The organism is Streptomyces sp. NPDC020884, from assembly GCF_044333935.1.
GTDB lineage: Bacteria > Actinomycetota > Actinomycetes > Streptomycetales > Streptomycetaceae > Streptomyces.
Window position 1 is genome coordinate 190,409 of the sequence record NZ_JBIRRY010000006.1, and the last position, 17,768, is coordinate 208,176.

The following is a 17,768-nucleotide window of genomic DNA, read 5'->3' on the forward strand; positions in this document are numbered from 1 at the left end:
ACCCAACAGCACAATGGCGCGCTCGGGGAGGGCAATGTGGCGGATACCGCCATGTCTGGTTCCGGAACGACAGCAGATGACGATCCGCCGCTCCAGACCGCGGTATGGCGGCTGCGGTCTCGCGCCTGCTGGTCGGACGCGGCGGCGCTGCTGGCGCACCACGCGGCCACCGATCCGGCGTCGGCGCTCCAGCGCACCGCCCTGCTGACGGAGCGGTGCCTCTACACCGGAGAGGGCTGGACCGACGCCGAGGACGCCCTGCGCACGGCCGAGGCCATCGCCCGCAGCGACGACGAGCGCGGGGCGGCCGCCTCCGAGCGGGGCCATCTCGCGTACGCCTCGACCCTCCTCGCGGTCCGGGACCGGGCCGACGAGGCGAGCGTGGCGCTGAGCCGGTCGGCGGCGCTGCTGGCCCCCGGGTCACCGGCCCGGCCGCTGCTGGACTTCCGGCGCGGGCTGATCGCCCAGAACATCGCGGAGTCGCCGCAGTCGGCGCGCGCCGCCTTCCGCCGGGCGCACGCCGGGGCGACGGCCCGCGGCGACGCCCTCCTGCTTTCGTCCACCTGGCGGCATCTGGCCGCGCTCGCCCTGCGCGAGGGGGAGCTGGCCGAGGCCCGGCACGGTTTCGCGGAGTCGCTGCGGATCCGGGAGGAGCTGGGGTTCCTGGTCGGCACGGCCCCCGCGCTGATCTCGCTGGCGGAGGCCGAACCGGAACCGGAGGCGGCGGACCGGCTGCGCGCCGAGGCGGGCCGGCTGTTCCGGCTGCTGGGCGGCGTGCCCACCTGGCTGGCCCCGTATCTGGGCCCCCCGGCCCAGCGCACCGCCGAGGCGAGCTGAGCACGGCCGGGCGGGCCGTGGGCGGCGTCCCGTCCGGAGCGGCGGGCGGAACTCCGCTCAGCCGCCGGTCCGGTCGTCCACCGGGTCTCCCGGCTGCCACCGCGCGTCGGTCGGGTCCGGCTCCGGGATCGGGCGCGGCGGAGCGGGCGGCGGGGTCGGGCCCCGGTGGGGGTTCTGCGGGACGGCCGTCGCCCCGGATCCCGAGCCGCCGCCGTCCCGGCGCGGCGGGATCACCGGCGTCTTCGGCGGCACGGCCCTGCTGGTGCGCGGCAGGGGCAGGGTGACCACGGGCGAGGGCCGGGGCGGTGCGGTGGTCGCGGGGGCGGGCGTGGGACTCGGCGAGGCGCTCGGGCTCTCCGGCGCGCTCGCGCCGGGTGTCGGCGTGGCGGCGGCGCTCGTGGGGGACGGCGTCCGGGCCGGAGGCGTACGGTCGTCCGCCCCGTGCGAGCAGCCCGCGAGAGCGGTGACCAGCGTGGCCGCCGTCACGGCTCCCGCCACCGGACCCCACGGTCGTCTTCGTGCCTTCGCCCTACCCGGCATCGCGCTCCCGCTTCCCCGGGGTCAGCCGTCGGCGCCGGTGAAGTGCTCGCGGACCAGGGCCTGGACGACGGTGAGGTCCTGGGCGATGAGGGCGTCGAGCAGGGCGGTGTGCTCGGAGGCGTCCGCCAGCAGGTCGGCCCGGCGGGTGGCGGGGCCCGAGACCAGCGGCCACTGGGAGCGCCGGTGCAGTTCGTCGGCGACGGTCACGAGCTGCTCGTTGCCCGACAGCGTGAGGACCGCGCGGTGGAAGGCCCGGTCGGACTCGGCGTAGGCGGCCAGGTCGCCGACGGCCGCCGCCGTGACCGTGGCGTCCGCCAGCGGGCGCAGGACGCTCCAGCGGTGCGCCGGGACCGTACGGGCCAGGCGCAGCATCACCGGGACCTCGATCAGGGCCCGCACCTCGGCCAGCTCGGCCAGCTCGCGGGGGCCGCGTTCGCTGACCCGGAAGCCGCGGTTGGGCACCACCTCGACCGCGCCCTCGACGGCCAGCCGCTGCATGGCCTCGCGCACCGGCGTCGCGGAGACCCCGAAGCGGGCGCCGAGCGCGGGAGCGGAGTACACCTGGCCGGGCACCAGTTCACCGTCGACGAGGGCGGCGCGCAGGGCGTCCAGGATCTGGCCGCGTACGGAGTGGCGCTGGACGGCGTGCGGGGCGGGGGGCTCACTGTGGGTGTGCTCGCCGCGGACCTGTTCCGGCACCCGGGCGACCGCCGGGGTGTGCGGGAACGCTCCGGGGGCGTACGCCGGACGTGCGCCCTCGCGCGCGCTGCGCTGCTCCACCCGGACCTCCTCCGCCTGCCGCGGGCCGACTCGCGTGCGCCGGACCTCCTGTGCACGATAGAGGGAGGAGGCCGCAGTTCAAACATCGACGGCGTCGGGTAAGGTTAGCCTTACCTGCAAACGATCCCGATTCGGTGGTCCCCTGCATGACCCTCTCCCCGCCGTTCACCGGTGCCGCGACGTCCCCCGTGACCGCCGCGTACACCCGCCTGACCGAGGTGTTCCCCGGCCTGCGGGCCGACGTGCTCGTCGGCGACGCCGTCGCCCCGTCCGGCGCGGGCTGGGTCGGCGCGGCGGAGCTGGCGGCCGGCGGCCCCGTCGTGGACACCTTCCTCGCCTGGGACAACGCCCAGGTGCTGCGCGACTACGGCCGGCAGGCCCGCCCGGACGTGGTGGCCAGCTTCGGTCTGCACCGGTACGCCTGGCCCGCCTGTCTGCTCGTGACCGTGCCCTGGTTCCTGCAGCGCCGGGTGCCGCGGATCCCGGTCGAGGACGTGTCCTTCCAGCGGGCGCTGGGCCATCTGACCGTGCGGGTCCGGGAATTCGCCTGCCTGCCGGACGACCCGGCGGCCACGCTGCCCGGGGCCCGGGTCGTCCCGGACGAGGCGGCGCTGCGGGCCGAGGTCCTGGACTCCCTGGCCGAGCACCTCGGTCCGGTGCTGGAGGGCTTCGGTCCGCGCATGCGGCGCGGCAAGCGGGCCCTGTGGGGGATGGCGACGGACGAGATCGTCGAGGGCCTCTGGTACGTCGCGCACCTGCTGGGCGAGGAGCGCCGCGCGATGGCCGAGCTGGAGCTGCTGCTCCCCGGCACCACGAAGCCGTACGTCGGCGCCGCCGGCTTCCGCGAGCTGACCGGTCCCGAGGGTCAGCCCCTGCCGACCCGGGACCGGGCGAGCTGCTGCCTCTTCTACACGCTGCGCCCCGAGGACACCTGTGTGACCTGCCCGCGTACCTGCGACGCGGACCGGGTGCGAAAGCTCGCGGCAGCTTCCTGATCCACACCGCCCGTCCGGATGACGTGGAATCGAACGCAACTCGGCCTGACCGGGCGGCCGTTCGAGAAGATTCCACCCATCGATAGCCTCTCCCACCCCCATGGCGTGCTCTTGTCCCGAAACCCCCGGAACGGGACGGGAATTCCGTCACGATGGCGCACGAAACGCCCTACGTGACGCAAGGGACCGCGCATGAGACTGACCGACATATCGCTTGACTGGCTGCTTCCGGGCGCCGTACTGCTCGTGGGGGTCATGGCGGCGGTGACGGTGGTCGCACGCGGCAAGCGTGCCGCCGGCAAGGCCGCGGCCGACGACTCCTGGGAACGCAGCGAGGACCGCCGCAGACGCAAGGAAGCGCTGTACGCCACCGCCAGTTACGTCCTGCTGTTCTGCTGCGCGGCGGTCGCCGCCGCGCTCTCCTTCCACGGGCTCGTCGGCTTCGGCCGGCAGAACCTGAACCTCACCGGGGGCTGGGAGTATCTGGTCCCGTTCGGACTGGACGGCGCCGCGATGTTCTGTTCCGTGCTGGCCGTACGGGAGGCGAGCCACGGAGACGCGGCTCTCGGCTCCCGGCTGCTGGTGTGGACGTTCGCCGGGGCCGCCGCCTGGTTCAACTGGGTGCACGCCCCCCGGGGCCTGGACCACGCGGGCGCCCCGCACTTCTTCGCGGGGATGTCCCTCTCGGCCGCGGTGCTCTTCGACCGCGCGCTGAAGCAGACCCGCCGCGCCGCGCTGCGCGAACAGGGCCTGGTGCCCCGTCCGTTGCCGCAGATCCGGATCGTCCGCTGGCTGCGGGCGCCCCGGGAGACCTTCGGCGCCTGGTCGCTGATGCTCCTGGAGGGCGTCCGCACCCTGGACGAGGCGGTGGACGAGGTGCGGGAGGACCGCAGGGAGCGCGAGCAGGACCGGCTGCGCCGACGTGACCAGGAGAAGCTGGACCGGGCCCATATCAAGGCCCTGAACCGGCAGAACCGGGTCTGGGGACGCGGCGGCCGGGGCGGGCAGCGGGTGGACGTGCCCGCCCTCGCTCCGGCTTCGGGCGGCGCGGCGCCGGCCGTCGCGGAGCCGGCCATAGCAGAGCCGGGTCAGCTGCCTCTGCGACCCCGGCCATCCCTGCAAGCCGTCGGCCCGAAGCAGGCGGCGGACGGTTCGAGCTCGAAGAGCCTGGACGCACCGAACCAGGGAAGTGACCCACGGACCGTCGACCTCACCGCCGAGGACGACACCCAGACACTCCCCCGGCTCGATTCGCTGGAACAGAAACTGAAGGATCTGGAACAGCAGTTCGGCTGAGTCCGCGTCGCGGCGGAGGGCCCCTCAGGGCCTCCCGCCGCGCAGCTCGAACCAGACGATCTTGCCCAGGGCCTGTGCCTCCACGCCCCAGGCGTCGGCCAGGCTCCGGACCAGGATGAGGCCCCTGCCGTGCGTACCGTCGTCGGCGTTCGGTACGTACGGCGGGGGCAAGTCGTCCGACGTGAAGTCCTGTACCTCCACCCGCAGTCGGGCGGAGGTCGCCGTGGCGGTGACCACGGCCCCGTGCCGGGTGTGAATGAGCGCGTTGGTCACCAGCTCGCTCACCAACAGCTCCGCCGCCTCGGTCTGTTCCCGGCCGGAGCGATGTCGGAGGAACTCCCTCAGCTCCCGGCGCACCTCCCCCACCGCCGCCCGTTCGGTGTGGCCCACTCTTCGGCGCATCCGGGCCGGCTGCGGCGCCTCCCCCGGTCTCCGGCTCCGGGGGCCGCGCCCCTCGACGGCCGTGGTCCTGTTCTGACGCTTCGCCATTTCCCCCGCCCGCACAGTGAACCGACCTCCTCTGATCCGGCTGTCCTTCGAACAGCCTCACGGGATGCATGCCCCTGTATGTACACGGTCACGCTTGTCGACTCATCAATAAGTGAACGGTCCGGGGCGGCGAGGGGCGCACGGAACATCCCACCCGCGCACGCCATCACCACATAGGCGCAGCTCCGGTTAACGTCCGGCGAATACAACGGAGTTGGCGTTGACGAGCGAACTTCTACGCGCGTCATCATGATGGCATGCGCATCCCCCCACGCATCACTCAGCTCGGCGGCACGGCCGCCCTCCTGTCCCTCCTCCTCGCCGCGGGCCCGGTCACGGCCCAGGCCGCTACTCCGACCGCCGCCCCCTCGGCCCACTCCGCGACCGCCTTCCGGGCAGCCGCGGTGGGCAGCGTCTGCTACTCCGCCCTGCCGTCCCAGGCCCACGACACCCTGGACCTGATCGAGCAGGGCGGGCCGTTCCCGTACGACCAGGACGGCACCGTCTTCCAGAACCGCGAGGGTCTGCTGCCCGGCCAGTCCACCGGCTACTACCACGAGTACACGGTCATCACGCCCGGCTCCCCGAACCGCGGCGCCCGCCGGATCGTCACCGGTGAGGACGTGGAGGAGGACTACTACACCGCGGACCACTACGCCTCCTTCGACCTGGTCGACCACGACTGCTGACCCTCTCCGAGGGGTGTTCCGCACACTCCGGGGGAAGGGAACCCGAGGCGCCCCCGCCCGGACCCCACCCCTTCCCGAGGAGCTGTGATGCACGACGACCGCACCCTGGTGGAGGGCCGCCTGGAGAGGGCCCTCCACCAGTTCGTCCGCCCGGCCCAGTACGCCGCTCGCACCCCGCTCGCCCTGACCGTGTGGCACGCTCCGGGCGAGCCGGTGCCGGTGGCCGAGGCCCTCGGGGCGGACTTCGAGCCCTTCACCGCCGGTACGGAGTGGGGCAGGCCCTGGTCGACCAGCTGGTTCCGGCTCCGGGGAGCGGTGCCCGGGGAGTGGTCGGGGCGCCGGGTGGAAGTGGTCGTCGACCCGGGGTTCACCGGCCAGGGGCCGGGGTTCCAGGCGGAAGGCCTGCTGTACGACCATCTGGGCGTCCCTCTCAAGGGTGTTCATCCCCGCAACCGGCACCTGACGCTGGCGCACCCGGCGGCGGGCGGGGAGCCGGTCGATCTGCTGCTGGAGGCGGCGGCCAACCCGGCGGTCCTGGAGCACGGCTTCGAGCCGACGCCGCTCGGTGACGTACGGACCTCCGGCGACCGCCCCCTGTACCGCTTCGCCTCCGCCGACCTCGCGGTCCTCGACGAGGAGGTCTGGCATCTCGTCCTGGACATCGAGGTGCTCTCCGAGCTGATGCACGAGCTGCCCGCCGACCGGTCGCGGCGGCACGAGATCCTGCGGGCGCTGGAGTCGATGCTCGACGCGCTGGACCTGCACGACGTCTCCGGCACCGCGACGGCGGGCCGGGCGGCGCTGGCCGGGGTGCTGGCGCGGCCCGCCACCGCGAGCGCGCACCGGATCTCGGCGGCCGGGCACGCGCACATCGACTCGGCCTGGCTGTGGCCGCTGCGCGAGACCGTGCGCAAGGCCTCCCGTACGTTCGCCAATGTCACCGCCCTCGCGAAGGACTACCCGGAGCTGGTCTTCGCCTGCTCGCAGGCCCAGCAGTACGCCTGGGTCAAGGAGCACCAGCCGCACGTCTGGGAGCGGATCAAGGAGGCGGTGGCGGCCGGGCAGTGGTCTCCGGTCGGATCGATGTGGGTGGAGTCGGACGCCAACCTGCCGGGCGGCGAGGCCCTGGCACGCCAACTCGTGCACGGCAAACGATTCTTCCGCGAGGAACTGGGCGTCGAGACGGAGGAGATCTGGCTGCCGGACTCCTTCGGCTACACCGCCGCCTTCCCCCAACTGGCGCGGCTGGCCGGGGTGCGGTGGTTCCTCACCCAGAAGCTGTCGTGGAACCAGCACAACAAGATGCCGCACCACACCTTCTGGTGGGAGGGCATCGACGGCACCCGGGTCTTCACCCACTTCCCGCCGGTCGACACCTACAACGCGCAGCTCCACGCCCGCGAACTGGCGCACGCCGAGCAGAACTTCGCCGACAAGGGCCGGGCCACCCGCTCGCTGGTGCCGTTCGGCTGGGGCGACGGCGGAGGCGGTCCGACCCGCGAGATGCTGGAGCGGGCCCGCCGGCTGCGGGACCTGGAGGGATCGCCCCGGGTGTCGGTCGAGAAGCCCTCGGCCTTCTTCGCCGCGGCCGAGGAGGAGTACGGGGAGCAGGCGCCCGTCTGGTCGGGCGAGCTGTATCTGGAGCTGCACCGGGCGACGTACACCACCCAGGCGAAGACCAAGCAGGGCAACCGGCGCAGCGAACACCTGTTGCGCGAGGCGGAGTTGTGGGCGACGACGGCGGCGCTGCGCTCACCCTCGTACCGCTATCCGCACGAGCGTCTCGACCGGGTGTGGAAGACGGTGCTGCTGCACCAGTTCCACGACATCCTGCCCGGTTCGTCGATCGCCTGGGTGCACCGGGAGGCCCGCGACACCTATGAGGAGGTGCGCGCCGAGCTGGCGGACCTGGTGGCCGGAGCGGTGGCCTCGCTGGGCGCGTCCGAGGGCATGGTGGCGCTCAACTCCGCGCCGTACGAACGGGTTCAGGTGATCGAGCTGGACGCGGAGGCGGCCGGGGTCCTGCCGTCCGGGGCGCGGGTGCAGGCGCTGGGCGAGGGCCGGGCCGCGGTGGTGGCGCGGAGTCCGGGGCTCGGGGCGGGCCCGTTGGACGGTGCGGAGGTCCCGGAGCACCCGGCGACCGCGCAGGCGTCCGGGGCGGGCGACATCGTCCTGGACAACGGGCTGTTGCGCGTCACGGTGGACGGCGACGGGCTCGTCTCGGCGGTCCGCGATCTGGTCGCCGGACGCGAGGTGCTGGTCCCCGGCGCCCGCGGCAACCTCCTCCAGCTGCATCCGGACCACCCCAATCACTGGGACGCCTGGGACATCGACCGGCACTACCGCCGCAGCCGCACCGATCTGACCGCCGCGGACTCCGTGTCCCTGGTGGAGGACGGGCCACTGCGGGCGGCCGTGCGGGTGGTGCGCTCCTTCGGGAGGTCGACGCTCGTGCAGGAGCTGCGGCTCGCGGCGGGGGCGCGGCAGCTCGACGTCGACACCGAGGTGGACTGGCAGGAGTCGGAGAAGGTCCTCAAGGCCGCGTTCCCGCTGGATGTGCACGCCGAACGGTCCACCGCTGAGATCCAGTTCGGCCATGTCCACCGGCCCACCCACGACAACACGTCGTGGGACGCGGCCCGTTTCGAGATCTGCGCCCACCGCTGGCTGCGGGTCGCGGAACCGGGGTACGGCGTCGCGCTGCTCAACGACTCGACGTACGGCCACGATGTGACCCGCACCCCGCACCCGGAGGGTCTCGGCACGACGGTCCGGCTCACGCTGCTGCGCGCCCCGCACAGCCCGGACCCGCACACCGATCTGGGCGTGCACCGCTTCCGCTACGCGCTCGCGCCCGGCGCAGAGGTGACGGACGCCGTGCGGGAGGGGCTGGCGCTGAACCTGCCGCTGCGGGCGGCGGTCGCCCCGGTCGTGCCCGCGCTGGTGTCGACGGGCCACCCGGCGGTGACGGTCGAGTCGGTCAAGCTCGCCGACGACCGCAGCGGGGACGTGATCGTACGGCTCTACGAGTCGGCGGGAAGCCGGGTGCGGACCCGGCTGACGGTGTCCTTCCCGGTCGCCGGGTCCCGGATCACCGATCTGCTGGAACGGCCGCTGCACCCGGCGGAGACCGATGAGGACGGGCTCGTCCTGGCGCTGCGGCCGTTCCAGATCCTGACGGTGCGCCTGACCCCGGCATGATCCGGAACGGCCCTAGGGGCGGGGCACGTTACGGAGGTTGGAGCGGGCCATCTGGAGCATCCGGCCCACCCCGCCGTCCAGCACGATCTTGCTGGCGGAGAGCGCGAAGCCGGTGACCATGTCGGCGCTGATCTTCGGCGGGATGGAGAGCGCGTTCGGGTCGGTGACGACGTCGACGAGCGCGGGGCCCTTGTGCCTGAACGCGTCCTTGAGCGCGCCCTGCAACTGCTTGGGCTTCTCCACCCGTACGCCGTAGGCGCCGGCCGCGCGGGCGATGGCGGCGAAGTCGGGGTTCTTGTTGGTCGTCCCGTAGGACGGGAGGCCGGCGACGAGCATCTCCAACTCCACCATGCCGAGGGAGGAGTTGTTGAACAGGACGACCTTCACGGGCAGGTCGTACTGGACCAGGGTGAGGAAGTCGCCCATCAGCATGGCGAATCCGCCGTCGCCGGACATCGCGACGACCTGCCGGCCCAGGTCGGTGAACTGGGCGCCGATCGCCTGCGGCAGGGCGTTGGCCATCGAGCCGTGGCTGAACGAACCGATCACCCGGCGCCTGCCGTTGGGCGTCAGATAGCGAGCGGCCCACACGTTGTTCATGCCGGTGTCGACGGTGAACACGGCGTCCTCGTCGGCCATCTCGTCCAGCACGGAGGCGACGTACTCGGGGTGGATCGGGACGTGCTTCTCGACCTTGCGGGTGTAGGCCTTGACCACGCCCTCCAGGGCGTTCGCGTGCTTCTTCAGCATCCGGTCGAGGAACTTGCGGTCGGACCTGGGCTTCACCCGGGGGGTGAGACAGCGCAGGGTCTCGCGCACATCGCCCCAGACCGCGAGGTCGAGCTTGGAGCGGCGACCGAGGTGCTCGGGGCGCACATCGACCTGGACGATCTTCACATCGTCGGGGAGGAAGGCGTTGTACGGGAAGTCCGTGCCGAGCAGGATGAGGAGGTCGCACTCGTGCGTCGCCTCGTAGGCGGCGCCGTAGCCGAGCAGCCCGCTCATCCCGACGTCGTACGGATTGTCGTACTGGATCCACTCCTTGCCGCGCAGCGCGTGCCCGACCGGGGACTTGACCTTCTCGGCGAACTCCATGACCTCGGCGTGCGCCCCGGCCGTGCCGCTGCCGCAGAACAACGTCACCCGTTTGGCCTCGTCCACCATGCGGCACAGCTTGTCGATCTCGTCGTCGCCGGGCCGCACGGTCGGCCGCGCGGTGACGAGGGCGTGCTCGATGCTCTTCTCGGGGGCGGGCCTGGAGGCGACGTCGCCCGGCATCGAGACGACGCTCACGCCGCCGCGCCCGATGGCGTGCTGGATCGCCGTCTGGAGCAGCCTCGGCATCTGCTCCGGGTTGGAGATCATCTCGTTGTAGTGGCTGCACTCCTGGAACAGCAGTTCCGGATGGGTCTCCTGGAAGTAGCCGAGGCCGATCTCGCTGGAGGGGATGTGCGAGGCGAGGGCCAGCACCGGGGCCATCGAGCGGTGGGCGTCGTACAGGCCGTTGATCAGGTGCAGGTTGCCCGGTCCGCAGGAGCCGGCGCAGGCCGCGAGCGAGCCGGTGACCTGCGCTTCGGCTCCGGCCGCGAAGGCGGCGGTCTCCTCGTGGCGGACGTGGATCCAGTCGACGGCGGGGTTACGCCGGATGGCGTCCACGACGGGGTTCAGGCTGTCGCCGACGACGCCGTACAGGCGCTTGACGCCTGCCCTGGCGAGAATGTCGACGAACTGCTCCGCCACGTTCTGCTTGGCCATGGGTGCGCACCCTTCCTTGCCCGTGCTCCGTGCACGTCGGCTGACCGGAGACCGGAGCCCGAAACACACCGTTTCGCCGGGCTCCGGAATCCATCAACCCACGGGGTGCGCGGTTACGCCTCCCAGACGGCGGCGCAGGTGCGGTCGTCGGCGTACCCCTTGATCCGGAGCTGGGTGTCGGCGAGGAAGGCGGGCAGTCCGGGCGGTCCGGCGCTCCCCCAGCGCTCGGCGAGTTCCCCGGGGAGCGCCGCCTCGCCGCGCATCGGCTCGGCGAGTCCGTTGCTGCACAGCAGCAGTGTGTCGCCGGGTCGCGCCAGGGAGGCCCGGAAGCGGAAGGGCTCGGCGGGCGGCTGCGCGGGGCTCTCGGTGTGCGGCGACGGCACCGCGGTGATCTGGAGGTCCATGGTCAGCCGGTCCCCGTCCCCCCCTTCCTCCTGCTCGCCGCCACCCTCCGGGATGAAGGGCTCCAGGTCCTGCCAGAGGCCGTCGCGGAGGCGGAAGAGGCCGCCGCTGCCGACGCCGAAGAAGACCCGGGTGCGGCAGTCGGGGTCGGCGGACAGCAGGAGGCAGCGGAGGTCGGCGGTGTACGCGTCCGGTTCGACGCCGAGTTCGGCGGCGCGGGCGCGCAGCTTGCCGTACGTGCGGTCGGTGAGCCGGTGCAGCCCGGACTTCAGGTCGCCCCGGCGGCCCGCTCTTATGTCCTCGGAGAGCCGGACGTGACTGCGGGCGACGGCCCCGCCGATCCAGCGGCAGGCGTCCGCCGCGGCGAGGTGCGCCGCCTCACCGGCCCGCTTGCCGCCGGCCACGGCGACGAGGACAAGGGCGCTCTCGGCGGCCCCGAAGCGGGCGGTGAGCAGCCCGTCGCGCCGGGGTTCGCCGCGGAAGCGGGCGGAATCGCCGCGTACGGAGGCGGCACGCAGGGTGTACGTCCCGTACCGCGCGCCGTCCAGGACGGTGTCGGGGACCAGGCCGTCCAGGTTCTGGGAGGTGGCGGAGGGCAGGCCGGCGGGCTCGGCGTCATAGGTGGGCGGCCGGTCCCCGAGGTGCTCGACGGCCGGCCGTCCGCCGGGCACCTCGGGGAGGTCCGGCGGCAGTTCGTGCAGGGCGCTGGGGTCGGGCGCGAGGGCGGGCTCGACCGGCTCCGGTGCACGCGGCGCGGCGAACGTCCGGGGCCCCGGCTGCCCGCCGGGCGCCTCCCAGGGGGCGGGGAAGACGGTGGTGCGGGGCGCGGTCGCCTCCGGCGCCGGATGCGGATGCGGTACGGCGGGGGCGGCCGTCCTCGGAGCCGCAGCCGGGGTCGGCTCCGGCTGCGGCTCCGCTACGTGCGGTACGGCGGGGGCGGCCGACTCCCGGGGCGGCTTTGCCGGTGCGGCGGGGGCGGGCGACCCCGGGTGCGGTTCCCGGTTCGTGTCCGGCGCGCCGGATGCAGCCGCACCCGGCTCCGGCAACGGGTCGCGCTTCGCATACGGGTCCCAGGCCGACCGGGGGGCGGGCATGAGGTCCGGATCCGCTGCCGCACCCCGGTCCAGCTCCGGATCCGAGGGCGTGTCCGCCACCGCGTCCGGGGTCGCGTCCGGAGCTGGGCTCGGGGCCGCGTCCGAAGCCCGGTCCGGGGCCGCGTCCGCAGCCCAACTCGGGCCCACGTCCGGAGCCCGGTCCGCCACCGGGCCCGGGGCCCCGTCCCGCTGTGCCACCACGGAGCGGCTCGGCTCCGGTGGCCGGTGCGTCTCCGTGTTCGGGCCCTCGTAGCGGTCCGCGTCCGGTTCTTCGTACCGGTCCGCGAACGGGTCCTCGTACGGCCCCGCGTACGGGTCCCGGACGGTCTCGCGCACGGTGTCCCGGTGGTCGTCCACCGGGCTGCTCACCGTGTCCGACACGGAGTCGAAGCGATCGTCGAGGCTGTCGGCCGTACTGCTGGGACCGGTGTCCGGCGCGGTCTCGTCGTACAGCTTGCGCCACCAGTCGTCCTCATGGGCGGCGGGCTTCTCCCCCTGCTGACTCATGCCCCTATTGTCCACCGCGGAGCGGCTCCGAAAACGGGGCATCGGGAAAAAGTGGCCCGTGAACAAGGTCTGCCGGGCGGCCCCACCCCCCACGGGAAGGGACGCCCGGCAGACCGGTCGGAGTGATCGTCCGATCGGCGCTCAGCCGTTCGTACGATCGGCCGATCACCGGTTCAGCGGCTCATCGGCCCTGCCGCTTCACCGCACGGCGTACGCGTCGTCGACGGTCTGGACGACGGAGTTGCCGTTCGCGTCGCTCAGTTCGGTCCGCAGGGTGACGGACTTGCCGACCGCGTCCGCGTGGTCGACGGTCGCGGTCCAGCGGCCGCCCTGCCGCGCGGTGGTGGCCGGGTGCCAGGTCTCGCCGCCGTCGTGGCTGAACGAGACCTTCGCACCGGTCAGTTCGCCGGGGGTGTAGCCGGCGTGCCCGGTCGCGCCGAGCCCGATCCTCTGGCCGTTCTTCGCGGGCACGGTCTTCATCCCGTCCGACGGCACGTCGTAGCGCGGGAAGAGCAGCGGGATCCCCTGCGAGGCCACGTCCGGCTTCCGCTCGGAACGGAACCTCCACGTGGTCTCCGTCCGCGTGGACCGCTTCCAGACCGCCGCGGGCGAGCCGATCTTCGTGGTCATCAGGGTGAGTTCGTACGCGGCGTCCTCGGCCGGCACGGTGAAGGCGCCGAACGGATATCCGCTGCTGCCGACGAGTTCCCCCTCGCGCTCGAGCCGCATGCCGCCGATGTCGCCGAACGAGCCCTGCTGGCCGACGTGTTCGGAGTCGGTCAGGAACGCCGGGGCAGCGCCGATCACGTTGTCCTGGCGCTCACCGGCGAGCAGCTCCGCACCCCGGGCGTCACGCGGGGCGCCCGGGACCAGCAGGCCCCGGTACCACTCCTCCGTCGTGGTCCGGCCGGCCCGGTACGTACGGGCGTCGCCCGTCATCAGCTCGCCCCAGGGGAAGCTGGAGGAGAGCATCTTCTGCCAGACGGTGTCCCCCGCCGTGTAGTACTCGGTGCGCTTCCCGGGGGCGGCGACCACGGCGAGCGAGGACGCGCCGAAGGTCGCGCCGTAGGGGCGGGAGACGAGGAGCGTGTCGACGAAGTCGGTGGCCACGCCCATGGATTCGTGCGTGGAGACCACCGAACCGAGCTTCCTGTCCCGGACCTTGTAGGTACGGTCCGAGGTGATCTGCCCCTTCTCCGGGAACGACAGGTTGTAGACGAACGGGCTGACGGCCGTGGCGGTCCAGGAGACCTCCGACGTCCCTTCGCCGAGGGCCGACTTCAGCACGGCGGCCTCGTCGGCGCGCAGGCCGAGGACCGGAAGGGGCGGCGCCCCGTAGCCGATGGACGGCTGCCAGTCACCGGCCGACGGTCGGTGCACCAGGAGCGCCTTCGCCCCGGCGGCCTCGGCGGCCCGCGCCTGGGCCAGGACGCCCGGGGCGTCGTCGGCGACCTTCACCAGGGCGATCCGGCCCTTCGCTCCGGCCGCCTCCAGCTCGGCGGCGCTGCCCGCACCGGCGTCGACGGCCTCGGCGCGGCCGACGCCGTCGAGGTTGACCGAGCCCTGGCCGGCGGGCCGGGGGTGCAGGGCCGCTCCGCCGGCCAGGGAGAACTTCTGGATCTGCGGGGCGTAGGCGCGCCAGAGGGAGGCGAACTCGAAGTCCCCGTCACGCGCCTTGCCCTGGACGTCGACCAGGTAGTCCTTGACCAGTTCGGTGCCGGAGAGGGACCCGGAGTGCAGCCAGGTGTCGTCCCAGGAGCGCCCGAACGCGAGGGTCGCGCCGCGTGTCTCGGCGACCCTGTCCTCGGTCCGCATCTTCAGGCGGTGGGCCTTGCGGGCGTCGAGGACGAGGGTGGTGTCCCGGGTGACGTTCAGCTGAGGACGCGCCAGATAGCCGACGGATCCGACGAGTCGACCGGTCGGGTCGGTGGGGTCGGGCGAGGCGACGAAGCTGGAGACGAAGTACGCGCCGGGGCGGACCCGGTAGGTCTGGTCGGTGGCGCCCTCGTTGAAGCGGCGTTCGCCGGACGCGGTGTCGGTCCCGATCAGGTCGAGGGAGGAGACGCCGTCGGCGGGCTTGCCGGTGCGGTCGACGAGCTTGACGCGCAGGGTGACCGTCTCCGGCTCCACGTACAGCGAGAACGGGGTGGAGACCCGCACTCCCCCGGAGGCCGTGGCGAGGACGCGGCCCGTGACGTCACCGTACTGGGCGGCGGTCAGGCGCGCGTCCGGGTCGAGGTCGAGAGGGACCTCGACGGTCGCTCCGGCGGGCACGGTGACGGACTTCTCGCCGAGCGAGGCGATCCTGGAGCCGACGGTCGAGCCGTCGTTGCCGGTGACGCCCGCGACCTTCAGCGAGAGCGTGACCGGCTTTCCGCTCGTGTTGGTGTACGGCACGGCGACGCTGGTGCGGTCGCTCTTGTCCTGCGGCCAGTTGAACGCGCCGCCCTGCACGGCCGGTGCGCCGAGTACGGGCGTACGGATCGCGCGGTCGACGTCGAGCCGGCCGCCTCCGGTCTCGCGTACGTCGCCGGGGACGGCGCTCCGCGCCGAGGAGACCAGGGCCGCCTTGACCTGCTGGGCGGTCCACTCGGGGTGCCGCTGCTTGACCACGGCCGCCGCGCCCGCGACATGCGGGGTCGCCATCGACGTACCGGACATGGACCGGTACGCCTGGCCGCCCCGGCCGCCCGCGGAGGCGGCGGAGATGGCGACGCCGGGCGCGGCGATCTCGGGCTTGAGGGTGTGCGAGACGATCGCGGGGCCGCGGCTGGAGAAGTTCGCGGTGGAGTCGTCGCGGTCGACCGCGCCGACGGTGAGCACGCCGGGTGTGCAGCCGGGCGAGGAGACCGTGTTCAGGGACGGGCCGAGGTTTCCGGCGGCGATGACGAACAGGGTGTCCTTGTTCTTGCCGAGTTCCTCGGCGGCCAGGCTCATCGGGTCGGTGCAGTCGGTGGGCTCCGCGCTGCCGAGGCTCATGGAGACGACGTCGGCCTTGCTGTCGACGGCCCACTGCATGCCCGCGATGATCCAGGAGGCCGCACCGGATCCGCTGTCGTTGAGGACCTTGCCGACCATCAGGTCCGCGCCGGGGGCGACGCCCTTGTTCTTCCCGTCGCTCGCCGCGCCGGAGCCGCCGACGGTGGACGCGACATGGGTGCCGTGGCCCTGGCGGTCGTCGGTGGTGTCGGAGTCGGTGAAGTTCTCCGAGGCGGTGATCCGGCCCTGGAGGTCGGGGTGTCCGGCGTCGGCACCGGTGTCCAGGACGGCGACCTTGGTACCGGTCCCGTCGTAGCCGGCGGCCCAGGCGAGGTCCGCGCCGACCTGGTGTGTCGACTTGTCGAGACTGGCCTGAACCTTTCGGTCGAGCCAGAGCTTCTCGAGGCCGGAGCCCGACCGGGAGCGGGGTGCGGTGAGATCGGCCCAGAAGTCGGCGGCCCGCTTCTTGTCGGCCTTCAGCGCGAGTCCGTCGATGACGTCGAGCGCCGCTCCGCGCTCGGACCCGCGCGGGGTGACCGGAGCGCGGCGGGCGGTGTCGCCGGTGTAGGTGGCGATCAGCGGGACGGAGTCGGTGCGGCTGTCGTCGTAGCCCTGCCGGATGAGCCCGGTGACGTTGAACAGCTCCTCGTCCACGGTGCCCGCGGCGAGCGCGGGGACGGCGGACTCGGGGTAGACGTACAGGTCCGGGCCGGATCGCCGGGTCTGGACGAGGGGGACCGTGCCGTCCGCGCGGGGCAGGGCGGTGGCGGCGGACGTGCCCGAGGCGTCCGTGGTGACCAGCACCGTGTCGCCGGTGACGAGCGTCAGCGTGACGGGCTTCGGGTCCGTGGCGGCGGCGGCCGCGCTTCCGGTGATCGGTCTGTTCGCGTCTCGCCCGTCCGGTGGTGCGGCCACCGACGGCGCGATCACGGTGACGGCGAGCACGGCGGCGGTCGCCGCTCCGAGTGCCGTACGCGATATCGGGCGCATCGCTCTCCCCAGGTCAATCCAGAACAAAGCAGCTCAATGAGCCGCATTCCGGAGGTTGTTGGTGCTGCGGTGGCGCCACAGTGGCAGAGGGGCGAGGGGTACAGGGGATGATGTGGGCGGCGGGTTTACGCCGTGGCCTTTACCCGCCACGGGGGACCCCGCCGCAGGGCGCCGTGATGCGCGATCACCACACCCGGGGAGGTCGGAGAATGCTGGGGGCGATAGGTCTCGACGAGAGACAGGAAACCGCGTACCGCGCGCTCGTCGCGGCGGGAGCCGCGGAGCTCACCGATCTCGCGCACCGGCTGGCGCTTTCCGAGGCGGACGCCGAACGCGTGCTGCGACGGCTGGAGCAACAGGGCCTGGCCGCCCAGTCCTCGGCCCGTCCGGGCCGCTGGGTGGCGGCGCCGCCCGGGGTGGCGCTGGGCGCGCTGCTGATCCAGCAGCGGCACGAGCTGGAGCAGGCGGAGCTGGCGTCCGCGCTGCTCGCCGAGGAGTACCGGGCCGAGGCGAGCGAGCCGGCAGTGCACGATCTGGTGGAGGTCGTGACGGGGGCGGGCGCCGTCGCCCAGCGCTTCCACCAGTTGCAGCTGGGAGCGGTGTCCGAGGTCTGCGCCCTCGTGACGGGCAAGCCGATCGCGGTGACCGGAATGGAGAACGAGTCCGAGGAGCGGGCCACCTCGCGCGGGGTGAGCTACCGGGTGGTGGTCGAGCGCGAGGTGCTGTCGACGCCGTTCGGGATCCTGGAGCTGTCGGCGGCGCTGAGCCGGGACGAGCAGTGCCGGGTGGTGGACCGGGTGCCGACGAAGCTGGTGGTCGCCGACGGGAGCCTCGCGATGGTCCCGCTGACCGGTCGCGGCGAGGAGCCCGCCGCCCTGGTCGTGCACGCCAGCGGGCTGCTGGAGTCGCTGATGGGCCTCTTCGAGGCGGTGTGGCGGGAGGCGATGCCGCTGCGGCTGGGCGAAGGCGGCGGGGTGCGCGAGAACGGGGTCGGGCCGGACCCGACGGACCTGGAGATCCTGTCGCTGCTGCTGGCGGGGCTGACGGACGCCAGTGTGGCCAAGCAACTGGATCTGGGGCTGCGGACCGTGCAGCGCCGGGTCAAGGGGCTGATGGAGCTGACCGGGGTCTCGACGCGGCTCCAGCTGGGCTGGCATGCGTACGAGCGTGGCTGGGTGGCCCGCACCGAGTCGGGCTGATGCGGCATCGGCGCA

General features: G+C 73.2%; 12 protein-coding genes. 6 read left to right on the plus strand and 6 right to left on the minus strand.

Features of this window, described 5'->3' with window-relative positions; genetic code table 11:
* Positions 1-51: 51 nt before the first annotated feature.
* Positions 52-837 carry a hypothetical protein gene (locus ACH4UK_RS20245; protein ID WP_398358073.1) on the plus strand — a complete coding sequence of 262 codons (786 nt, stop codon included), beginning with the start codon at positions 52-54 and terminating at the stop codon, positions 835-837.
* Between the two features lie 57 nt (positions 838-894).
* Here the strand turns inward: ACH4UK_RS20245 and ACH4UK_RS20250 are convergent, their stop codons facing one another.
* Positions 895-1,323 carry a hypothetical protein gene (locus ACH4UK_RS20250; protein ID WP_398358074.1) on the minus strand — a complete coding sequence of 143 codons (429 nt, stop codon included), beginning with the start codon at positions 1,321-1,323 and terminating at the stop codon, positions 895-897.
* 75 nt (positions 1,324-1,398) lie between these two features.
* Entirely contained in the window at positions 1,399-2,157 is a 759-nt protein-coding gene (locus tag ACH4UK_RS20255; protein ID WP_398358076.1) for a GntR family transcriptional regulator, read from the minus strand.
* A 146-nt stretch (positions 2,158-2,303) separates the two neighbouring features.
* Here ACH4UK_RS20255 and ACH4UK_RS20260 point away from each other — a divergent pair, with 146 nt between their 5' ends.
* Both ACH4UK_RS20260 and ACH4UK_RS20265 read left to right on the plus strand, forming a co-directional pair.
* On the plus strand, positions 2,304-3,152 hold the full coding sequence (locus tag ACH4UK_RS20260) for a (2Fe-2S)-binding protein (RefSeq protein WP_398358078.1): 849 nt from the start codon (positions 2,304-2,306) through the stop codon (positions 3,150-3,152).
* A 192-nt stretch (positions 3,153-3,344) separates the two neighbouring features.
* Positions 3,345-4,448, plus strand: coding sequence for a DUF2637 domain-containing protein (locus tag ACH4UK_RS20265; RefSeq protein ID WP_398358079.1), 1,104 nt, complete (start codon positions 3,345-3,347; stop codon positions 4,446-4,448).
* 24 nt (positions 4,449-4,472) lie between these two features.
* On the opposite strand, the gene ACH4UK_RS20270 is transcribed toward ACH4UK_RS20265, so the two are convergent.
* On the minus strand, positions 4,473-4,838 hold the full coding sequence (locus ACH4UK_RS20270) for an ATP-binding protein (protein WP_398358525.1): 366 nt from the start codon (positions 4,836-4,838) through the stop codon (positions 4,473-4,475).
* Positions 4,839-5,194: 356 nt separating this feature from the next.
* Between ACH4UK_RS20270 and ACH4UK_RS20275 the strand changes: the two genes are divergently transcribed.
* Together ACH4UK_RS20275 and ACH4UK_RS20280 are read left to right on the plus strand one after the other, a co-directional pair.
* Entirely contained in the window at positions 5,195-5,626 is a 432-nt protein-coding gene (locus tag ACH4UK_RS20275) for a ribonuclease domain-containing protein (RefSeq protein WP_398358081.1), read from the plus strand.
* Between the two features lie 87 nt (positions 5,627-5,713).
* A complete protein-coding gene (locus ACH4UK_RS20280; protein WP_398358082.1) occupies positions 5,714-8,827 on the plus strand; it encodes an alpha-mannosidase in 3,114 nt (1,037 codons plus the stop codon).
* Positions 8,828-8,839: 12 nt separating this feature from the next.
* Here the strand turns inward: ACH4UK_RS20280 and ACH4UK_RS20285 are convergent, their stop codons facing one another.
* From ACH4UK_RS20285 to ACH4UK_RS20295, 3 genes are all read right to left on the minus strand, one after another.
* Positions 8,840-10,582 carry a pyruvate dehydrogenase gene (locus tag ACH4UK_RS20285; RefSeq protein ID WP_398358084.1) on the minus strand — a complete coding sequence of 581 codons (1,743 nt, stop codon included), beginning with the start codon at positions 10,580-10,582 and terminating at the stop codon, positions 8,840-8,842.
* A 113-nt stretch (positions 10,583-10,695) separates the two neighbouring features.
* Positions 10,696-12,585 carry a protein phosphatase 2C domain-containing protein gene (locus ACH4UK_RS20290; protein WP_398358085.1) on the minus strand — a complete coding sequence of 630 codons (1,890 nt, stop codon included), beginning with the start codon at positions 12,583-12,585 and terminating at the stop codon, positions 10,696-10,698.
* 198 nt (positions 12,586-12,783) lie between these two features.
* Positions 12,784-16,554: a S8 family peptidase gene (locus ACH4UK_RS20295; protein ID WP_398358087.1), complete on the minus strand. Its 3,771-nt coding sequence runs from the start codon at positions 16,552-16,554 to the stop codon at positions 12,784-12,786.
* Between the two features lie 209 nt (positions 16,555-16,763).
* On the opposite strand from ACH4UK_RS20295, the gene ACH4UK_RS20300 reads away from it, so the two are divergent.
* Entirely contained in the window at positions 16,764-17,753 is a 990-nt protein-coding gene (locus ACH4UK_RS20300; protein WP_398358089.1) for a helix-turn-helix domain-containing protein, read from the plus strand.
* The last annotated feature ends 15 nt before the right edge of the window (positions 17,754-17,768 follow it).